Source organism: Cloacibacterium normanense (assembly GCF_003860565.1).
In the GTDB taxonomy this organism is placed as follows: Bacteria; Bacteroidota; Bacteroidia; order Flavobacteriales; family Weeksellaceae; genus Cloacibacterium; species Cloacibacterium normanense.
Genome location: NZ_CP034157.1, coordinates 97,197 through 118,824, shown reverse-complemented (window position 1 = coordinate 118,824; position 21,628 = coordinate 97,197). Strand labels below are relative to the sequence as shown.

The window sequence follows — 21,628 nt, the reverse complement described above, 5'->3', positions numbered from 1 at the left end:
TTTATATCATTTTTAGAATTTGCTTCACCAATTCTTCAGTTTGCAAATCTGGATTTTGTTTTAAAATTCTATCGGCAATCTTCTCGCTCATCTTTTTAGGAATCCCTAAAACTTCTAAAGCAGATAACGATTCTTCTTTCACTTTATTGTCTGCAAAAGCAGAAATGTTCTCCGCAGAAACCCCGAATTTTTCTACCTTATCTCGTAAATCTACGATAATTCTTTCAGCGGTTTTAGCACCTACTCCTTTTACTTTTTGGAGCAGCGCAGAATTTTTATTGAGAATCGCTTGTGCAATGTCTTTAAGATCTAATGAAGAAAGCAAAATAAGCGCAGAAACTGCACCCACTCCGTTTACCGAAATTAAGAGATTAAACATTTCTTTTTCTTCTTTGGTATAAAACCCAAAAAGCAAATGTGCGTCTTCTCTGATGATTTGTTGGGTGAAAAGAAAAACTTCCTTCCCTAAAGAAAGTCGCTGAGACGTTTGCAAAGAAATGCCTACATAATAACCCACTCCATTTACCTCTATCACCACATAGGTAGGAGTAAGTTCTTGAACAATACCTTTTAATGAAAAAATCATAGTTTTTTAATTTGATTCCATAGGAATCTTATCTGTGTAGTTAATTTTTAATATTTTTATTGGGGCGCTCCGTAGGAGCGCTATCTTTTTATTCTAATTTATCATAAAATTCAAACAAATATTTTTCATCATAATTGATATCAAATTTTTCTAGAAAATCTAAATATTCTTCTCTGAAACTTCTCTTTTGATGATGATTTTTTTGATTTAATATATATTGAGTTACCGCGTCTTTTTGACTTTTAGCATAAGAAAAAGCACCATAACTTTCTTGCCAAGCAAATTTACCAAAACTTAACCTTTTATCATTAATGAATTTAGTAGATTCTGATTTAATAATTTTCACTAACTCAGGAATAGTTATTTTCAAATTTTTATAACTAAAAAACAAATGTAAATGATCTGGATTGGCATACACAGCTATTAATTTTTGACCTTTATTGGTCAATATTCCTGTAATATATTTTTCAATTTCTTGTCTATTTTTATCTTCTATTAGCGTTTCTCTTCCTTTCGTAGCAAAAACCACTTGAATATAAATTTGCGAATAAGTATTGGGCATGCTTATGGTTTTAGTTTTTATTATTTTTAAGATAGCGCTCCTACGGAGCGCCCCTTCAATTTTGCACTATTCTTCTACACAGATAAGATTCCTACGGAATCTATAAATTTATCTTCAAATCTATTTAAAATAAACCTCAAAGATAATAAACTAAATTTTATTGTCATCATTCTCATATATTGTTTAATTTTGGAGAAAATTCAATTCATAAAATTCCCACATATACCAATGAAAAACCTACTTCAGCTTTTAGAAGAAAACACCAAAAAATTCCCACAGAAAACCGCTCTTAGTTTTAGAAACGGTGACGAAATAGAGATTCTTACTTGGAAAAAATTCTGGGCAATGGTTTGCCAAACTGCAAACGGATTGCACACTCTAGACGTAAAAAAGGGAGATTGTGTAGGTGTTTTTTCTCAAAATTCTAAAGATTGGATTATTTTTGACGTTGCCGTGCAAATGTTGGGGGCGATTACCATTCCCATTTATGCCACCAATAATTATGACCAAACCGAATATATCATCAAGCAAACCGAAATGCAACATATTTTGGTGGGAGACACTCCTCAACTAGAAATTCTGAAAAGTGCCGAAAAACATTTGGGCAAAAAATTACATATTTTCACGTCTCATGTTATAAAAGATGAAGCCGAAAACATTACGTATTTCCCAGATTTCATTAAGCATTTTGCTACGGAAAGAAACCTCATCGAAATTACCGATGAAGATTTGGCAACCATTCTTTACACTTCTGGAACTACAGGAATTCCGAAAGGTGTAATGCTTACACATGGTGGTTTCAAAGCGGTAGTTTCGGCCCACAAAGAATTTTTCAGTTTCGACAATTTGTACGACATGAAATCTTTGGCATTTTTACCATTAAGTCATATTTTCGAAAGAAGCTGGACGCTTTTTGTGCTTTCTCAAGGTGGTGAAGTTGCCATTTTAGAAGACCCAAAAAATATCTTGAACACGCTGAAACATGTTCACCCAAATGCAATGTGTGCCGTACCAAGATTCTACGAAAAAGTATATCAAACTTTAGTTAAAAAAATAGAAGCTTCTTCTCCTACGAAACAAAAACTTTTCAAAAAAGCTTTGGAAGTAGGCGCTAAAGTAGCTGATAAAAAAAGAACTGGCGCTAAAGTTCCGTTTGGTTTACAATTGCAGTTTGGTTTCTTTGACAAATTGGTTTTCAGAAAAATTAAAAATGAATTGGGCGGAAATCTTTCGTTTTTACCTTGTGGTGGAGCGATGCTTAAAAAAGAAATTTCAGAATTTTTCGCAGCCATTGGTTTACCAGTGATTGTAGGTTACGGACTTACCGAAACTACTGCTACCGTTACTGCACTTCCTCCGAAAAATTATGTTTACGGAAGCGTAGGAAAAGCTCTACCAGGTGTAGAAATTAAAATAGGAGCAGATGATGAAATCTTGGTGAAATATCAAGGTGTGATGAAAGGTTACTACAAAAACGAAGAAGAAACGGCTAAAGTTTTCACGGAAGATGGTTATTTCAGAACGGGTGATGCTGGTAGAATAGACGAAGAAGGAAATCTCTATATTACCGACAGAATTAAGGATTTAATGAAAACTTCTAACGGAAAATATATTGCGCCACAAAGCATAGAAATCCCATTACAAAGCAATCCTTACATTGCGCAGGCTATGGTGATTGCGGAAGGAAAACCTTATGTTTCTGCGGTGATTGTTCCGAATTTTGAAACTTTGATGGAGAAATACGAGGAATTTAAAAATTACCTTTCTCTAAACATTGAAGAAAAGAAAAAATTACTGGAAACACCTTTCATTAAGGAAACTTTTGAAAAAGTAGTGAACGATATTCAAAAGGAATTTGCAAGTTTTGAAAAAATTAAAAAGTTCAAACTTTTACCAGAAGAATTTACCATAGAACGTGGAGAAATCACTCCAACCCTAAAAATAAAACGTAAAATTATTCTTGAAAAATTCAAAGCTTTGATTGAAGGAATGTATGCGTAGAAAGTGTGCATTTTATATAGATTAAAATAAGACGAAAGAATCTTTAGGTAACAATATAAAACACAAAAAAGATTGAGAGTTTCCATATTATTCATTTTAGGTTTTTTGATTATAGCAACAATTTTTATGTTGCTAATGTCTATAGCTTCATCGCATAAAATTCCAAACAACACCTACATTATATATGTAATATCTTTAATCACACTTACAATTTCCTTTATAATTATTAATAAAATAAAAAAAAGATGAAAATTGTTCCTAATGTAATTTAAAACTTTCTATCATTTTCCCCGATGTCTCAAATTTCCAATCCGTGACTTATTCTGTAAAAAACAAACCCCTCCAAAAATTTGGAGGGGTTTTTATTTGTAAACTGTTATTACTTTTTCTGTGAGAGAAGCCACTTGTAAAATTCTGGGTTAGAATAGGTAGAATCCCAAGAATTGTGATTATCATTCGGGAAGATAATGAGTTCTGCTTTTGGATTAATCGGGTGAACTTTCATCCAAAAATTAGTCGCGTTTTCTGGCAAAACTACATCATCCATTCCACCATGATAAATTTTAAGGTTCATGTCTTTATAATTGTGAATGTTGGCAAGCATCACTCTGTCTGTAGGTGCACAAACAGAAGCTACTGCTGCAAACATATCAGGATGTTCTCCTGCCAATTTCAGCGTTCCCCAACCTCCCATAGATAAACCTGTCAAGTAAATTCTAGACGCATCTATTTTATATTTCTGCACGATTTCCTGAATCAAAAAATAAACGGCTTGTGTATCCCACCACATATTTTCGGGACATTGCGGCGCAAGAATTGCCACAGGTTCCTGCATTAAATTTTTATAGGTAAACGGACTGTGCGCTTTTACCATTTCTAAATTGGTTCCTCTTTCGCCAGAACCGTGTAAAAAAACAATAAGCGGAACATTTCCTTTAGCGTTTTGAGGATAATCAAAAACGTAGGAAATATTTTTCTCTATTTTTACTTCTTTCTTGAATTCTGCTTTTATTTCTTGAGCATTTGCTTGACTGATAAAGCCAAATGCAAGTAATGCTGCGATTTTTAAAATGAATTTCATCTTCATATTTATTTAATGTTATACTTCTCTGATTTGAATTCTAATTTTTTAAGCCCTTGTTTGATTTCTGGTGCGTTCATAAACAACTTCCAAAGGAAACCAGTTCTATAATTTTCAATCATCGGAGCTATCGTTCCTTGGTCAATAGCCAAATAACGTGGCGTAAACCAATTATCATAATGAATAGAAGTCGCATCAAAAGGACCTGCACTACCAATAAATTCTGGTTTCTGCGTATACATAAATCTTAAAAAATTCATCGATTCTTTCGGCGAATACGGAAAACTACTCAAAGCAGCAGTTGGCGTTATCACGCCTCTATCTTCTGTAGGTTGATGCGCGGTATAACCTACTCCACCATCATTATTTCTGGTGTAACTTGCGGTAAGTCCCCAATAATTTTCGCCGTAACCTTTCCAATTTTTAGGATTTTCTACACAATATTGATAATCAATGAGTACTTGGTTTTTATTCAAATCAAAATAATTTTTGATGAGTTTATCACTTAAACCAGTTGGGTCTAAACCAATGTACGAATAATGTGCCCAAAATAAAGGACCTCCATATTCCTCAGAATAATTGTGTTTCACATAAAGCGGAAGTCCGTATTTAGATTTATCCGTAAGGTAAGTTCCGTTTCTAGTCCAGCCTTGATAATAAGTTTCTGCATCTATAGCATGAGTAGGAGATGAAGCCGCTAAAATATAGGTAATGAGACATTCATTATAACCTTGCAATGGAAAATTCATTTCCCACTGATATTCTGGTGACCAATGCCAATACAAGACTTTTTCGCCACCTTTGGTGTACCAATTCCATTCGATTCCTTTCCAAAGTTCATCACATTTTTGAGCCAATGCTTTTTCTTCTGCATTACCATCTTTAAAATATTCGCGAACCATTAAAATCCCTGAAGTGAGAAAAGCGGTTTCTACTAAATCTCCACCATTGTCTTTTCTGCCAAAAGGAACTACTTTTCCTGTTTCTCCATTAATCCAATGACTCCAAGCTCCGTGAAAACGATCTGCTTTGGCTAAGAAATCCATCATGGTATTGAGTCTTTTTACGGCTTCATCTCTTGGAATAAAACCTCTTTCTACTCCTACCAAAACGGTTGCTAAACCAAAACCTGAACCACCTGTAGTCACTACATGTTTATCATTTTGAGGGTAGATATTGTCTTCGTGATAGCGTTCTCTTCCCAGCAATGAATTAGGTTCTGCATAGTCCCAAAAATATTTGAGTGCATCTTTTTGAACCTTATCCATTAATTGTTGGTCTGTTAATTTTGAAATTTCTGTATTCTTGGTCTCAGTCACGGTTTTTTGAGACTGACAAGAATTCAGCATGAAACTTGCAAAAAGAAATATGATTATTTTTTTCATTTTTATTAATAATTAAATCTATTCGAATGAATTTTTAGAATCCATATTGAGTAGAATGGAAACCTAATTTCAGTAAACCTTGTTTTACATCTGGAGCATTCATAAACAATTGCCATAAAAATGCCGAACGATGATTTTCTACCATCGGCGCGATTGTTCCTTGGTCTATTGCTAAATATCTTGGAGTAACCCAATTGTAATGTACAGAATATGCATCATAAGGCCCTGCAACACCGATGTATTTTTTATAATTTTCATTGTATAAAAATCTTAAAAAATTCATACTTTCTGTAGGCGTATAAGGCATATCCGAAATAGCTGCTGTAGGCGAAATTATTCCTAAATCATTATTCGGTTGATGTGCTGCATAATCATCTCCTCCAGTTTGGGGATTTCTGGAATAACTTGCCGTTAAACCCCAGCTTTTAGAATTATATCCTTGCCAGCTTTTAGGATTGGTAACACAGTACTGATACATGATTTTAGAATGATTTACCACTGCATCGCCATAATTTACATAGTCATCTCTTAAACCTCTAGGATCTAATCCTAAGAAAGAATAATGAGACCAAAACATAGGACCAACTGTTCCGTTAGCTCCGTTATGATTAACTATTAAAGGAATTCCGTATTGTGAGGCAGATGTTTTTATAGCACCACTTCTTGCCCAACCTTCGGTGTAAACCGTTTTTTCAATAGCATAATTAGGTGAAGCTGCTGCTAAAACATAAGTGATTAAAGTTTCATCAAAACCTCGCAATTGGTGGTTCATCTCAAAATTATAATTGGGTGACCAATGCCAATACAAAACGTTTTGACCTTGAGTATACCAATTCCACTCGATTCCTTTCCATAAATCGTCTGCTTTTTTTGAAATGGCCAACTCTGTAGCATCTGAAGAATTTTTGAAATATTCTCTTACGCAGATTAAACCTTGAGCTAGAAAAGCAGTTTCTACTAAATCTCCTCCATTATCTTTTGTGCTGAAAGGAATAACATTTCCTGTATTTCCATCCATCCAATGTGGCCAAGCTCCATGAAAACGATTGGCATTTTGTAAGAAATTAAGAGCGGTCGATAATCTAGAAACGGCATCGGTTCTAGTAACATAACCATTTTTAATCCCTACTAAAATCGTCATCAATCCGAAACCAGAACCTCCTGTGGAAACTACATGAGCATCTTGACCAGGATTATCAGTATGATATCTTTCTCTGGCTAATTTAGAATTAGATTGTGCATAATCCCAAAAATATTTAAGCGCATCTTTCTGAACCATTTCTACAATTTCTGGGTCTGTGTAAGTTTTGGGAGGGTCTACAGGTGTAGGTGGATTAGGCTCTGTTCCAGAGGTATTCTCAGAAGAACAACTGCCACACAAAAGTATGGCAGTTGCTAAAATTTTCATGAAATTATTAAATTTCATCTATTATTTTTTCTTAGTGTATAAAGTATTTACTTCGGCAGCGGTAAGTGCAGTAGCATACAATCTAAATTGGTCAATACCTCCATTCCATGAATTTTTCAACCAATCACTCGCACCTTGACTTACTTGTTGTGCAGTAAATTCTTGTGGTCCTGCTCCAATTTTCAATCCTGTAATTTTAGTAGGCTCTAAAACTACATTTCCATGACCTGTCCATTCTGGAGCATTTGTATGTGCCACTCCATCTTTGTAAAGTGTCATTTTAGAAGTACCTGCATCATAAACAAATGCTAAGTGGTGCCAGTTATTATCATACAGACCTGTAACTGCATTAGCTCCTGTCCATTCAAACCATTTTTCACTAGTTTTATCTTTTACGAAGAACTTCACTACAGGTTGCGCAGCTGTACCTTCTGTAAGTAAAAACATAGATGCTGCAGACCAATGATAAGAAGAAGGAGCAGGCATACTGAAAATATGATCAGTTTTTAAATCTCCTTTTTTCACCCAAACAGATAATGAAAAACTTTTTGCTTCTTTAGCAAAATCATTTGCACTGCTATATTTGATATACTTATAGTTAGCACCTTGTGCTGCTTTTCCTTTTGCGCCATCAATTGAAGCCAATGGATTATCAGATGGGAATTTTGCTCTAATACTGTCTACCGCATTCATTAATGGATTACTAGTAGTCCCATCAAAAGCAACATAAAATTTTAACGGTCCACCTGGTTGATTGGCATCTTTAGGATAATCTCCTAATTCTGGTCTATCTAAATTTTGACAAGAAAACATCAAAAATGAAATAGAAAGAGCACCAAAAATTTTGAATATTTTATTTTTCATTTTTTGTAAGTCTTAAAGATTAATAATTAGGATTTTGAACTAAAACTCCTTGAGATTTGTCAATAGCTTCTTGAGGAATTGGGAAATACTTGTTTTTATCTGTATATCCTTTTGCTCCTAAAACTGCAGGTGCATCTCCCCATCTTACTAAGTCGTAGAATCTTTCGAATTCCATTGCGAATTCTATTCTACGTTCTTGTTTAATAGCCGCTCTTAGTGTAACTTGATCTGCAGCAGTAGTATTTGCAAGTCCAGCTCTGTTTCTGATCATATTTACATAATTAGCCGCTTTACCAGATTGCCCTAATTCATTAGCAGCTTCTGCAGCCATTAAAACTACATCTGCATAACGTATAATTTTGATATTTTCCCAGTGGTTTTTGTTTTGTGCATATTGAATTCTTTCTGCTGGATAAGTATAAGCTTTTCCATTCCAATATTGTTGAGCTATAGTAGGTACACTAGGTAATGTATATCCTGCACTGCCATAAATATCTGGACCTCCTGAAGTTAAAATTGTAGTTTTCTTACGTAAATCTCCATTCTCATAAGCTGCTACCAATTCTACAGACGGTACATTAAAGCCCCAACCTAAATCCCAAGTTCCTGAACCTCTAACTCCTTGACATTCGTAGAAATTATTGGTGTACTTAGTTGGATAATCATAAGTTTTTTGGATTTCAAAAACAGATTCTTTAGAGTTGTTTCCTGCTTTTGTAAACTCATTATCATAAGAAGCGTTTAATTGATATACTCCAGAGTTGATTACTGTTTCTGATAATTCAAGCGCTTTTGCCCAATTTCCTTGGTAAAGGTAAAGTTTTGCTAATAACGCATTTGCCATTCCTTTAGTTGCTCTACCTAAATAAGAACTAGGCCATTGAGATGGTAAAACTTCTGCAGCTTCTGTTAAGTCTTTTATGATTTGAGCATCTACTTGTGCCACTGTGCTTTTAGGCGCTACCTCATCTGCAGGAACGTCTATCGTTTTAAGATTGATTGGAACTTCTCCATAATCTCTTCTTAACTCAAAGTAACAAAATGCTCTAATTGCTTTTGCTTCTGCAATATTTACCATCGTTCCGTTTGATGTATCTCCAGAAGCTACTGCTGTATTGATTAATTCATTAGCATCATAAATGATTTTATAATGACCATTCCAATTATTTTTAATGTGTCCGTTAGTTGCTACATAACCGAAATTATTAAAAACATTACCATCTGTAGCAGCATCTGATGCTGTACTTCCTTTTTCATTGTCATCTGCTCTGATACAGTGTGTCCAAACGTAAGTAAAATCACTTACACCACCTTCTGTTCTTAAACTCGCATATAAACCGAAAGCACTTGCTTCAAAACCACCTAAAGGAACTTCGTCTCCTACTGGTCTTCCTTCTGGTTTTAAATCTAACCAATCATCATTACAACTTTGAAGTGAGCTAGCACTTATCAATAAAACTCCACCTAAAAGTAGATTCTTAATTATATTTATTTTCATTACTTTAATTTTTTAGAATGTAACATTAATACCGAAACTTGTAATTCTAGGATTTGGATATCCACTGTTATTTACACCAAATTCTGTAGCTGAACCACCAAATTCTGGAGTAAAGCCATTCACATTATCCCAAGTTTTAGGATTCTGAACATTGAAATAAACTTTTAATGCTTGAATTCCTAAACCTTCGATTAAACCTTTATTGAAATTATACCCTAACTGTACGTTTCTGATTCTGAAGAAGCTACCATCCTCAATCATATAAGTAGAGTTTTCTCTATTATAAGCAGATGCGGTGTAACTTCTTGGCTCCCAATTAGAGGTTCCTGCACCAGTCCATCTGTCTAATCTTTCTTCACGATAGTTAAATGGCGCAAATGAATTACCATTACCCCAATTTCTGAAAATTTCGTTTCCGTATACTCCGTAGAAATCTGCATTAAGGAAGAATCCTTTGTAATCTGCACCTACACTAAATCCGTAAGTGAAATCTGGAGTTGGGTCACCAATAATAGTTCTATCATCTGGTGTGATTTTACCATCACCATTTACATCTCTGTATTTAAAATCTCCAGGCGCAACATCTCCAATTGTAGAAGCTGGTGAACCAAGAATATCTGCATAAGATTGATATAATCCGTCTACAATATAACCATAGAAAGCACCTACTGGTAAGCCTTCCTTATAAATAGCTGGACCATAAAATACTTTATAACCATCTTCTAATGTGTTAAGAACTTTGGTTTCAGTAGTGGTTAAATTTCCATTAATAGAATATGTGAAATCTTGTGAAATTCTATCTTTCCACCCTAAAACAAATTCAAAACCTTTTGCCTCAATAGAACCGGCATTCATAAAGTAATTAGGGTTTCCAATCACATAGTTTAGTAAGCCTTCTGTTTTTTTATTATAATAAGTAGCATCAAAAGATAGTTTTCTGCTAATCATCATTGATTCAAAACCAAATTCATAAGATTTTAAATGTTCCCATTTTAAATCAGTAGCTTCTTCGTATGCTTTTACGAATGCTGGATATAGATTCCCGTTAAATACACCTGTTCCACCTTCTACATATATTGGATATCCAAAATAGCTATATGGAGTGTATTGGTTTCCTAAATCACCATAAGAACCTTTAATTTTTAAATAATTGATAAATGGCACCTCACTCATGAAGTTTTCCTTAGAAATTTCCCAAGCACCACCTACAGACCAGAACCAGTCAAATCTATTTCCTGGAGCTAACTGAGATGAACCATCATTACGCACAGAAGCATTAACCATATATTTATTATTAAAGCTATAAAGCATTCTACCAAAATAAGATGCTTGTCTCTGTTTGTATGCGCTAGTATTAACTACTTTAGTTGTAGAATCTACAAAATCTGAATGCAGATACCAAAATCTTGGGTTATTAGGAATTTGACCTAGAGGATTAGATAAACTTCCTTTAGCGCTACCAGACATACTAGAGTATTCTCTATTAATAGTCTCGAAACCTGCCATCAAAGTTAAATCATGTGCACCAAATTTATTTTTATAAGTTAATAACTGGTTTTGTTGGAACGTAACGTCTCTATTTTCGAATTGATTAATACCAGTAAGTAAATTACCAGAATAAGGAGTAGAAGAATTAGATTCTGCTACATAAACATCAAAAACTGGTGTATAACCTCTTCCGGTCCCATTACGATATGTTACGAAATAGTTAGAACGGAAGGTAAAGTTTTTCAAGAAATCAAATTCAAAATATGCATTCGGGTTAAATTGAAAATCTTTATTATACTGAGTATTTCTCATTCCTTCTACTACAGCTAAAGGGTTTCCTATTTGTGCTGCACCTATTTGCTGAGGAAGTGAATTATATAAACCGAAATAATCTCCAGGTGTTAAGTTTATAGGAGCAACTACAGGAGTAGCATTAAGTGCTGAGCTAAAACTTCTCAATTGTGGTAATTTAGAATAAGATCCTGTAATTCCAAAACCTGCTCTTACTTTGTCTGAAATTTTTACGTCATCATTAAATTTCATGGTTAATCTATCAAATTTTTCATATTTAATAGAACCATCTTCTGTTTGATAACCAAAAGAAAAACTTACTTTATTTTTATCAGTACCATTAGAAATAGTTAAATTATTTTGGTTAATAATTCCTCCCTCTTTTTTAATGGTATCAATCCAATTGGTATCTGCATTAAATAAATTAAATAAATTATATGCAGGAAGACCTTGATTAGCTAAATCTTCATTATAAAGTGTTTTAAAACCTTCTGCACCTACTAAATCAGGTCTATTATCAAGAGATTTAACCCCAATTGAAGAACTAAGGTTAATGGTTGTTTTCCCTGATTTTGCTCTCTTAGTAGTCACAATAATAGCACCATTAGCACCTCTATTCCCGAAAATTGCTAGAGATGATGGATCTTTTAGAACTTCCATAGATTCTATATCTGATGGGTTCAAAAAGTCAATATTATTGGCAAAAACTCCATCTACAATATACACAGGTTGTGTCTGGTTAATGGTAACAGTCCCTCTAATTCTCACATCAGCTTGGGAACCAGGCTGACCAGAATTTACTACAGATAAACCCGCAACTTGACCTTGTAAAGCGTTTATTGGGTTAGCATTTGGTTTATCTGCAACTACATCTCCTCCAACTTTAGCTATAGAACCGGTAAGATCTCTTTTCTTAGCCGTTCCATACCCAATCATCACTACCTCTTCTATTTGCTTTTCTTTAAGCGAATCTTTTGTTTGAGCGCTTAATTCTTGATATCCTGCAAATAAGTAAATTGCAGCTATCATACTAGTTAATTTCACAGTGTTTTTCACCATAACAATAATGAATTAAAATTTATTTTTTATTATCTTATTTTGAGACAAAACGTAATATCAAATGTACAATTTTATTTAATCCATAACATTTATTTTTGTTAATTTTTAAAAAAAAATGTTAAAAATCATTAAAAAAGTAAATCTGAAGCCTTTGCAAAGGCTCTTTTTTATGAATTACTCAACTTTTGCAATTTCTGTTTTTTCTGAAATACCATTATTATTGAAGGCCTCTATCTGAAAATAATAGGTATCTGCAGCGTCCATCCCTGTAAAATAATAGTCATTCTTACCATAAACCATAATACTTCCGTACATCTTGTCTGGAGACTTTCCAAAGTAAATTACATAGCCATCTGCTAAGTTATTTTGCTTCCATTTTAGCCATGAACTTCTTCTCTCCCCTGCTTTTTCTTTTGGATTTCTCAGAACCACAAAATTTTCCACTTTCTGTGGTTTTTCTCCACTTCCATTTCCGAAAACTCTCAATCCACTGATGGCAAATTTGCCAGTTGGCATTTTAATATTTTGAATTTTAAGATATCTTGCGGTAAATGGTTTCTCTATTTCTATATAATCGTGAGGCACATCTTTGGTATTATTTGACTTGTCTACCACTAATTTCCAGTTTTTTTCGTCATCCGAAGCGTAGATTTTATATTGATGAGATTTACCTAAAGTTTTACCTAAAAACTCAGCATCTTGGTCAGCAAAATTGATTTGAATAGCCTTCACTAAGGATTTTTCGCCTAAATCTGTTTGTATATATTCATTAGCGCCACCAGTTTTAGCACTCCAATACGTTTTAATATCTTCGTCTACAGCAAAATTGGGTTGGAAACTTCCTAAAGTAGAAGAAACTCTAACAGGTTTATTGTAATTTAACAACATCCAACCTGTAAACAAACCTTTAATATGGTCTGCATTTTTATTTGGAAGATAAGTAGGATAATCTCCGTAAGCTGTGTTGCTGTACATCACATCATCTTGATCAAAACCAGCTGGCCAAATTCCTATTCTTCTTTCAAAATTATTTTTTTGGCTAATGACCATAGTAGAAACATGCCAATATTGCCCGAAATTATCTTGATAAGTAGCACCATGTCCAGCTCCTCTAGCAAAACCACCCGGTTTATATGAGAAAGGATTGTGTTTTTGATAAGAAAATCCTTCCAGCGGATTATTGCTCACATAAACTCCATCTGCGTAACCGCTAAACTCAGTTCCAGGAGCGCCATATTGCAGATAATACTTATTATTATGCTTAGTTACCCAAGCTCCTTCCATAAATGGTTTGAGAAAAGTATTGTCATTATATTCTCCAAATCGCTCCCAACCGTGATCATCTGGATGCAAAGACATCAATGGTTTTACGTAACCTTCAGATTGCAATGTTTGTGTATTAATTTCGGTTCCTAGAAGTGGAAATTCATTGCTAGAGCCCCAATACAAGAAGAGTTTTTTCAAATCTTTATCATACAAAAAGGCAGGATCCCATGCTCCCACTTTAAAATTATCTACCGCGATTTCCCAGTCATCTTTTGTAGGATTTTTAGATTTCCAAATGGCAAAATACGGTCCGTGCGTAGAACCTATTACGTACAATTCATCATTCATTTCGAAAACTGCAGGTGCACATAATTCATCATAAACTTGATGATTAACATCTAATTTATGGTCTACTTTTCCCGCTTCCTTGTTTGGAAATTCGTTTTCGGGTTTTAAGAATTTTCTAGAAATAAAATTCCAGTTTAACATATCTTCACTCCACCAATATCCCCATTGATTGGTACTAAAAAGGAAATATTTCCCTTTGAAATTAACAATTACTGGGTCTGCAGTTGCTCTATGTTTTCCTTGAGTTGCAAAATTAGGAATGGGAGTATATCCGTAATCTATATTAATAGGATTACAATAAGTTTTCTGCTGTGCCGAAAAGAACACAACAGAAAACAATGCGATGATAAAAGCTCTCATATTTTGAGATTTATTTATTCCAAGTGATTTTTTGAGAAACGGTCTTTTGAGAATCACCTCCTACAAAAATTTCAAACTCACCAGATTCCCAATCGTATTTTAGGTTATTATCATAGAATTTTAAATCTTCTGGAGTTACATTAAAGGTAACCGTTTTGGCTTCTCCTGCTTTTAAGAATATTTTTTGGAAACCTTTTAATTCTTTTACTGGTCTTGTATTGCTACCTACCATGTCTCTGATGTATAATTGAACAATTTCGGCACCATCGTATTTTCCAGAATTTTTCAGTTCTACAGAAACTTTTAAAGTTTGGTTTCCTTTTAAATTTTTAGAACTTACATTTAGATTATTGTATGCAAATTGAGTGTAACTTAAACCGTAACCGAAAGGATAAAGCGGAGTGTTACATTCATCTAAATAATTAGAACGGAATTTATCAAATTGACATTTTTCAGTTGATGATTGAGAAAGTGGTCTTCCTGTATTTTTGTGATTGTAGAAAATAGGAACTTGACCTACACTTCTTGGGAAAGTCATCGGTAACTTAGCTGAAGGATTTACTTTACCAAAAAGTACATCCGAAATTGCTAAACCAGCTTCTGAACCTGGGAACCATACATTAAGAATAGCATCTGCCAATTCGCTTTCTTCATTGATTTCCATTGCTCTACCTGCAAATAATACCAAAACAATTGGCTTACCTGTTTTTTTCAATTCTTTTAATAAATCTTTTTGAGCTTGTGGAATAGAAATATTGGTTCTAGAACTAGATTCACCGCTCATTTCAGCAGTTTCGCCAATGGCAAGAAGAATTACATCTGCTTTATTAGCAACCTCAACTGCTTCTTTCAGCATTTCTTCTTTGCTTCTGCTGTCTCTGTAAGTGTTTTTGCCAAACATAGCAGCGTTTTGTTCGAAAGTTGCGTCATAATCTATATTAGAACCTTTAGCATAAGTAAAATTCACAGAATTCCCGAAAGTCTTTTTAAGACCTGCTAAAAGTGAAATCGCATCTTTATGTTTTGCGGCAACGCTCCAAGTTCCCGGCATGTTTTCAGCATTGTCTGCTAATGGCCCAATTACAGCGATATTTTTTTGAGATTTTAAAGGAAGAATTTCATTGGTGTTTTTCATTAAAACCATTGACTGTGCTGCAATATTTCTGGCAATATCTCTGTTTGCCTGACTGTAAACTTCATTTTTTGTTCTGTTTGCATCACAATATTTATATGGATCCTCAAAAAGTCCTAAATCATATTTTGCTTCAAGAATTCTTTTTACCGCTAAATCAATTTGTTTGATATTTACTTTTCCTTCTTGTACAGATTTTTTAAGGGTAGTAAGAAAACCTTCGCCTACCATATCCATATCTACACCAGCGTTCATTGCCAAAGCCGAAACTTGTTGTAAATCTCCCATTCCGTGGTCTATCATTTCATTAATACCTGTATAATCAGTCACCACGAAACCTTTGAATTTCCATTGATTTCTAAGAACTTCTGTCATCAACCATTTATTTCCTGTTGCAGGAATTCCGTCTACTTCATTAAAAGAAGCCATCACAGAACCTACACCTGCATCTACAGCTGCCTTATAAGGTGGAAAGTATTCATTATACATTCTTATGTGGCTCATGTCTACTGTATTATAATCTCTGCCAGCTTCTGGAGCTCCATACAACGCGAAATGTTTTACACAAGCCATTATCGTATTATTGAGAGATAAATCTTTTCCTTGATATCCAAAAACCATTGCTTTTGCCATTTCAGAACCTAAATAAGGATCTTCTCCTGCTCCTTCTGCCACTCTTCCCCATCTTGGATCTCTAGAAATATCTACCATTGGCGAGAAAGTCCAGTTAATACCACTTGCACTTGCTTCATTTGCTGCTATTCTTGCAGATTGCTGCACTAATTGAGTATCAAAAGAAGAAGCCAAGCCAAGAGGAATAGGAAAATTGGTTTCATAACCATGAATTACATCCATCCCGAAAAGCAAAGGAATTTTTAAACGGCTTTTCTCTACGGCAATTTTTTGAACTTCTCTAATATTTTCTACTCCTTTAATATTAAAGAGACCTCCTACTTTTCCTTCTTGAATTTTCTTTGCGATATCAGAACTTTGAGCTTGTCCGGTGGTAATATCACCCGCTCCAGGAAGATTAAGTTGACCTAGTTTTTCGTCTAATGTCATCTTTTTCAACAAAGAATTTACGAAAACAGACTTTTTAGATTGATACTCTTTTGTTTGGTAATTGTAGTACGGTTTATTTACAACTTCTTGAGAATGAGCGTAACCAGAAATTAATACTACTGCTAATAATACTTTTGACTTTATGCTAAACATAATTTTAATTTTAAGGTTAAAGTTAGATAATTATTTTTGAGGAAAAAAAATTTTAACAATAAAAAAACCGAGAAAATTCTCGGTTTAAATATTATTGATTTTCTCGCATTTGAGCATCTAAAACGGCTATAGTTGCCAAGTTCACAATTTCATCTACACTTGCTCGCATTTGTAAAACGTGTACCGGTTGTTTTAGTCCTAATAAAATAGGTCCTACTACTTGTGCTACTTTCATTCCTCTGATAATTTTATAAGAAAGATTAGCACTTTCTAGATTCGGGAAGATAAAAGTATTGGCTGGAGTTTTTCCTAATTTTGAGAAAGGATAATCCTGAAGATGGTCTGCACTCATCGCAAAATCTGGCTGAAATTCTCCATCTACAATCATATCTGGATATTTTTGATGCAGAATATTTACTGCTTTTGCTACTTTTTTAGAAGTCTCAGAATTGGCTGAGAAATTTTCGTAAGAAAGCATGGCAATTCTTGGTTGAATAGCGAAAGATTTAATTGCATATTCTGCCATTTTTGCAATGTTAGCCATTTCTTCTGGTGTAGGATTTACATGGATAGAAGTATCAGCAAAGAAATAAGGTTTTTTATCCGATAAAATCATCATCATAGAAGCAATTTTATCTACTCCCTTTGCTTTTTCTATAATTTCTAAAACAGGTCTCAGAACAGTTCTATAATTTTTAGAATATCCTACAATGAGTGCATCCGTGTCACCATGTTGCAACATGAGTGGCCCAAAATAATCTCTTTGTCTTACCAATCTTTTGGCAATATATTCATTTACACCTTTTCTATTGCGAAGTCTCCAAAGCGTTTCTCTATATTTTTTACGATTATCGTCTTGGTCATCGTCCATCGGATCTACAATCGGAACGTCTAAATGAATTCCGAATTTTTCCATTTGTTCTTTGATGAATTTTTTCTCTCCTAATAAAATAGGATGAGCAATTCCTTCTTCATAAAGAATTTGTGCAGCTTTCAATACATTATATTCTTCAGCATTTCCTAGCGTAACACGTTTTGGATTAGAACGTGCTCTGTTTTGCATCATTCTGATGAGTTTTTCATCTCTACCCATTCTGTCAAGCAACTGATTTTCGTATTCTTCGAAATCGGCAATCGGTTTTCTAGAAATTCCGCTTTCCATAGCCGCTTTTGCTACTGCAATGGAAACTTTGGTTAATAATCTATTATCAAATGGTTTCGGAATGAAATATTCTCTACCAAAACCTATATTTTTAACATTGTAAGCCAATTTTACCATTTCAGGAACCGGCTCTTTTGCTAATTCTGCGATTGCTTTTACAGCAGCCAATTTCATTTCTTCATTAATTCCAGTAGCTTGTACATCTAATGCACCTCTGAAAATATAGGGGAAACCAAGAACGTTATTCACCTGATTAGGAAAATCACTTCTTCCCGTTGCCATAATAACATCTGGTCTTGTTGCGATGGCAAGATTATAATCAATCTCTGGTGTTGGATTTGCCAAAGCGAAAACCACAGGATTTTCCGCCATTGAACTAAGCATTTTCGCAGTCATAACATCTCCTTTAGACAGACCAACAAAAACATCTGCTCCTTCTAAAGCTTGTTCCAATGTAGAAATATCTGTTTGTGCTATAAAATCTAATTTTTCTGGAGTAAGATTTTCTCTCTTATGATTAATTACTCCTTTAGAATCGCACATCATTACGTTTTCTTTTTTAAGACCTAGTGCAATGTATAATTTGGTACAAGCAATTGCTGCTGCTCCTGCTCCATTTACCACCATTTTCACCTCATCTATTTTTTTATCTGCCAATTCTAACGCATTAATTAATGCTGCTGCAGAAATGATTGCAGTTCCGTGTTGGTCATCATGCATCAAAGGAATATTAAGCTCTTCTTTCAGTCTTTGTTCTATGTAGAAAGCTTCTGGCGCTTTAATATCTTCTAAATTGATTCCTCCAAAAGTGGGCGAAATTCCTTTAACGATTTCTATAAATTTGTCTGGATCTTTTTCGTTAATCTCAATATCAAAAACATTAATATCTGCAAAGATTTTAAACAATAATCCTTTTCCTTCCATTACTGGTTTAGAAGCTTCTGCACCGATGTCTCCCAATCCTAAAACAGCAGTCCCGTTTGAAATTACAGCAACTAAGTTTCCTTTGGTGGTATATTCATATATCGAAGAAGGATTTTTTTCGATTTCTAAACAAGGTTCTGCAACACCTGGTGAATAAGCTAAGGATAAATCTCTCTGCGAAGAGTGAGGTTTAGAGGGAATGACTTCTATTTTTCCTTTAGGTTCATTTCTGTGATAATCAAGTGCTGCGTTTCTAAATTGCTCTTGATCTCTATGCGTTTTATTTGACATAAATTTTAAAAAATTTAATTAAAAGTAAATTCTATATTAAAAAAAGAAGAGGAAATATTTTTTATTCCTCTTGATTGAAAATGTATTTTTTATGATACTCTACTAGGCTTTCTATAGGTCTTTGTACAATTTTTCCTACGGTAAGATTAAGTTCTGCGGCGGCAGATCTCAAAATATCTTCGTACACAAAAGCGATAGAACCAATAAAGTTAATTTCTGCTTCTCTGGCTTCTTCATAAGGAAGCACTTGATATTCAAAGAAATTTTTCATCTCATCAAATATCATATTTTGAAAATATGGATGTGATTTTTTGAGGACTACAAATTTATTAAATTCTGCGAGATAAGCATTAGCTCTAGGATTGTGATACATATTTCTAATGGCATCTTCTATGGTAAGATGATAAGTAGCCATGAAATCTTCGTGTAAATCTTTGGGTAATTTTTTCATGAAAAACTTGCGCAACAATTGTTTACCAAGCGCAGAACCACTTCCTTCGTCACCAATTAAAAAGCCTAGTGATGGCAAATCTCTCCTTACAGTTTCTCCATCAAAAAAACATGAATTAGAACCCGTTCCTAGAATACAAACAATTGCAGGTTTACCATTGTAAGCTGCATAAGCTGCGGCTGTCATATCTTCTTTTACAATTACCTTGGCATGTGGAAATGCTTTTTGTAAATTAACTTCTACCAAAGCCGCATTTTCTGGAGTTCCGCAACCAGAACCGTAAAAATAAATTTCTTTTAAATGTTCTTTCAGAAAATACAGATGCTGATTCTTCTCAATTTCTTGAGGAATCAAATCTGCATTAATAATATTTGGATTAAAACCGAGTGTTTCGGTCTTTTGAGAAATCTTACCAGAATGATCTAGAATTACCCAGTCACATTTTGTAGAACCACCGTCAACAATTGCAATCATACACAAAGCGTTTAAATTGCTAAATTAGGAAAATCTTTTTTATTCTATGCTTTCCTCATCTTTTAGGTCTAGCCAATGGTCTATTTCATCTTCCAAATAATGAGTCTGTAATTTAAGGGCAAACATAAAATCATCTGGCACAGAAGCTCTATCTCCAGTTTCTATGTCCCATATTTCGTCTGTGAGATTTTCGAATTCTGAATAAATTCTTTTGAAGCGTGGATTGTGCTCTTCTAAGTCCTTAATTTTTTCTTGCTTATACTGAAATTTTCTGTATGGTCTCGGTGTTTTCATACTTTTATTTTTTGATTTGGTGTGGTAAATATCAATGAACAATCTGGTGTCAAGACAAAAAAATCACTTTCATATATAATTGAAAATGAATTTTTTATCAGGTTTTGATGGCGTATTTTGTTATACTAAATTATATATTTTTTTGTTATAAAAAAATAATTAATGATAATTTATTAAACTTTAACATTTAAGTTTAAATTTGTAGTAAGAAAATTTTATGAAACAACTTTTATTAAAACAAAAGCAAGTTCTATTTTTTATTATTGCGGGAGGTTTAAGTGCGATTGTAGAAATTGGGAGTTTTAAATTATTCAGTGTTAATATCCCTATTTTTTTTTCAAGTGAAACTAATTTTCACGGAATTCATTTTCCGTTGAGCAACATATTATCTACTACTTGTGGTATCGTTTTCAATTATTTTTTAAGCATTTGGTTTGTTTTCGAACGTGGGAAGCACTCTAAAAAAAGGGAATTTGCTTATTTTATGGTGATTTCTTTTTTCTCTACTATATTGAGTTTACTATTTTTCCAATTATTCTACAATACCATCTTTAGAGATAATCTAGATATGATTATTTATACCTTCAGTCCACAGATTTTAAGTAAAATCGCTGCCATTGGATTGGTTTCTATCCTTAATTATTCAATTAAGAAAAACGTAATTTTTAATGGTTAAAAACATGAAAAGAGCACTTAATTATCTTTGGCGAGGCTGGATGGTTTTACTCGCTGGAATTTTACTTATTCTATTCTTTATTCCTGTTTATTTGCTCTCCATAAAAAAAGAACACTATAAATATGCTTATTTTTTCGTGAGACTTTGGTGTAAAGGTGTTTTTTATGGTATGGGATTCAGATATGAACTCATTAATCAGACCAACAAAAAAATTGACAAAAACCAACAATACGTTATTATTGCCAATCACACTTCTATTGTGGATATTTTTATTCCAGTTTTATTATTCCCTCATCATCCTATTTGCTTTGTTGGTAAAAAAGAATTGGTTAAAATTCCTATTTTCGGTACTATTTATAAAAGAATCTGTGTAATGGTAGACAGAAGTTCGCCCAAAAGCAGAGCAGAAGTCTATGAAAGATGCGCAGAACGTATGGAAGAAGGAGACAGCATTGTGATTTTTCCAGAAGGTGGCGTTCCTGATGACATGTCTGTCATTTTAGACAAATTTAAAGATGGAGCTTTTATTTTATCTAACAAACACCAGTCTCCTCTTGCTGTTTTTACCTTTGTAGGGCCGAAGGAAATGTTTCCGTTTGACCATGGAAAAGGCTATCCAGGAAAAATTAAAATTTATTTTAATGATATTTTAGAGCCAACAAAAAACATACAGGAATTGAAAGAAGTTTCACATAATCTTATTAAATTTACCCTTCAAAATAATTAAAAAATCTATTATATCATTTCGAGAAAATAATAATATATTTGTTAGCATAATTTCTGCTCAGGATTTATAAAATAAATTAAAAAAC

16 protein-coding genes are annotated in these 21,628 nt (G+C 33.6%); 3 read left to right on the top strand and 13 right to left on the bottom strand.

Annotated elements, in window-relative coordinates; genetic code table 11:
* Position 1 precedes the first annotated feature (1 nt).
* A complete protein-coding gene (gene ruvA / locus EB819_RS00565; RefSeq protein ID WP_069797957.1) occupies positions 2 to 586 on the bottom strand; it encodes a Holliday junction branch migration protein RuvA in 585 nt (194 codons plus the stop codon).
* Between the two features lie 88 nt (positions 587 to 674).
* Positions 675 to 1,148 carry an IS200/IS605 family transposase gene (gene tnpA / locus EB819_RS00560; protein WP_069797955.1) on the bottom strand — a complete coding sequence of 158 codons (474 nt, stop codon included), beginning with the start codon at positions 1,146 to 1,148 and terminating at the stop codon, positions 675 to 677.
* A gap of 228 nt (positions 1,149 to 1,376) precedes the next feature.
* Here tnpA and EB819_RS00555 point away from each other — a divergent pair, with 228 nt between their 5' ends.
* The gene (locus EB819_RS00555; RefSeq protein ID WP_069797953.1) at positions 1,377 to 3,149 is read left to right on the top strand and encodes an AMP-dependent synthetase/ligase; all 1,773 of its coding nucleotides are present in this window, start codon (positions 1,377 to 1,379) and stop codon (positions 3,147 to 3,149) included.
* A 379-nt stretch (positions 3,150 to 3,528) separates the two neighbouring features.
* On the opposite strand, the gene EB819_RS00550 is transcribed toward EB819_RS00555, so the two are convergent.
* The 11 genes from EB819_RS00550 to EB819_RS00500 all read right to left on the bottom strand — a co-directional run bounded on the left by EB819_RS00550 (position 3,529) and on the right by EB819_RS00500 (position 20,140).
* Positions 3,529 to 4,230: a carboxylesterase family protein gene (locus EB819_RS00550; protein ID WP_069797978.1), complete on the bottom strand. Its 702-nt coding sequence runs from the start codon at positions 4,228 to 4,230 to the stop codon at positions 3,529 to 3,531.
* Positions 4,231 to 4,238: 8 nt separating this feature from the next.
* Positions 4,239 to 5,615: a glucoamylase family protein gene (locus tag EB819_RS00545; RefSeq protein ID WP_069797951.1), complete on the bottom strand. Its 1,377-nt coding sequence runs from the start codon at positions 5,613 to 5,615 to the stop codon at positions 4,239 to 4,241.
* Between the two features lie 34 nt (positions 5,616 to 5,649).
* A complete protein-coding gene (locus EB819_RS00540; protein ID WP_245993179.1) occupies positions 5,650 to 7,041 on the bottom strand; it encodes a glucoamylase family protein in 1,392 nt (463 codons plus the stop codon).
* A 3-nt stretch (positions 7,042 to 7,044) separates the two neighbouring features.
* The gene (locus EB819_RS00535) at positions 7,045 to 7,887 is read right to left on the bottom strand and encodes a LamG domain-containing protein (RefSeq protein WP_069797949.1); all 843 of its coding nucleotides are present in this window, start codon (positions 7,885 to 7,887) and stop codon (positions 7,045 to 7,047) included.
* A 19-nt stretch (positions 7,888 to 7,906) separates the two neighbouring features.
* Complete coding sequence (locus EB819_RS00530; protein ID WP_069797947.1) at positions 7,907 to 9,385, bottom strand: RagB/SusD family nutrient uptake outer membrane protein; 1,479 nt, start codon at positions 9,383 to 9,385, stop codon at positions 7,907 to 7,909.
* 12 nt (positions 9,386 to 9,397) lie between these two features.
* Complete coding sequence (locus EB819_RS00525; protein ID WP_124878633.1) at positions 9,398 to 12,193, bottom strand: SusC/RagA family TonB-linked outer membrane protein; 2,796 nt, start codon at positions 12,191 to 12,193, stop codon at positions 9,398 to 9,400.
* A 204-nt stretch (positions 12,194 to 12,397) separates the two neighbouring features.
* On the bottom strand, positions 12,398 to 14,197 hold the full coding sequence (locus EB819_RS00520; protein WP_069797972.1) for a discoidin domain-containing protein: 1,800 nt from the start codon (positions 14,195 to 14,197) through the stop codon (positions 12,398 to 12,400).
* A gap of 10 nt (positions 14,198 to 14,207) precedes the next feature.
* Positions 14,208 to 16,544 carry a beta-glucosidase BglX gene (gene bglX / locus EB819_RS00515; protein WP_069797945.1) on the bottom strand — a complete coding sequence of 779 codons (2,337 nt, stop codon included), beginning with the start codon at positions 16,542 to 16,544 and terminating at the stop codon, positions 14,208 to 14,210.
* A 91-nt stretch (positions 16,545 to 16,635) separates the two neighbouring features.
* Positions 16,636 to 18,921, bottom strand: a complete 2,286-nt coding sequence (locus EB819_RS00510) for an NADP-dependent malic enzyme (RefSeq protein ID WP_069797944.1) — start codon at positions 18,919 to 18,921, stop codon at positions 16,636 to 16,638.
* Between the two features lie 61 nt (positions 18,922 to 18,982).
* Positions 18,983 to 19,846 carry a BadF/BadG/BcrA/BcrD ATPase family protein gene (locus tag EB819_RS00505; RefSeq protein ID WP_069797942.1) on the bottom strand — a complete coding sequence of 288 codons (864 nt, stop codon included), beginning with the start codon at positions 19,844 to 19,846 and terminating at the stop codon, positions 18,983 to 18,985.
* 39 nt (positions 19,847 to 19,885) lie between these two features.
* Positions 19,886 to 20,140, bottom strand: a complete 255-nt coding sequence (locus tag EB819_RS00500; protein ID WP_069797970.1) for a hypothetical protein — start codon at positions 20,138 to 20,140, stop codon at positions 19,886 to 19,888.
* A 217-nt stretch (positions 20,141 to 20,357) separates the two neighbouring features.
* Here EB819_RS00500 and EB819_RS00495 point away from each other — a divergent pair, with 217 nt between their 5' ends.
* Together EB819_RS00495 and EB819_RS00490 are read left to right on the top strand one after the other, a co-directional pair.
* On the top strand, positions 20,358 to 20,816 hold the full coding sequence (locus EB819_RS00495) for a GtrA family protein (RefSeq protein WP_069797940.1): 459 nt from the start codon (positions 20,358 to 20,360) through the stop codon (positions 20,814 to 20,816).
* Between the two features lie 4 nt (positions 20,817 to 20,820).
* Positions 20,821 to 21,543 (top strand): lysophospholipid acyltransferase family protein, encoded by a 723-nt coding sequence (locus tag EB819_RS00490; protein WP_083250146.1) that lies wholly within the window; start codon positions 20,821 to 20,823, stop codon positions 21,541 to 21,543.
* Positions 21,544 to 21,628 lie beyond the last annotated feature (85 nt).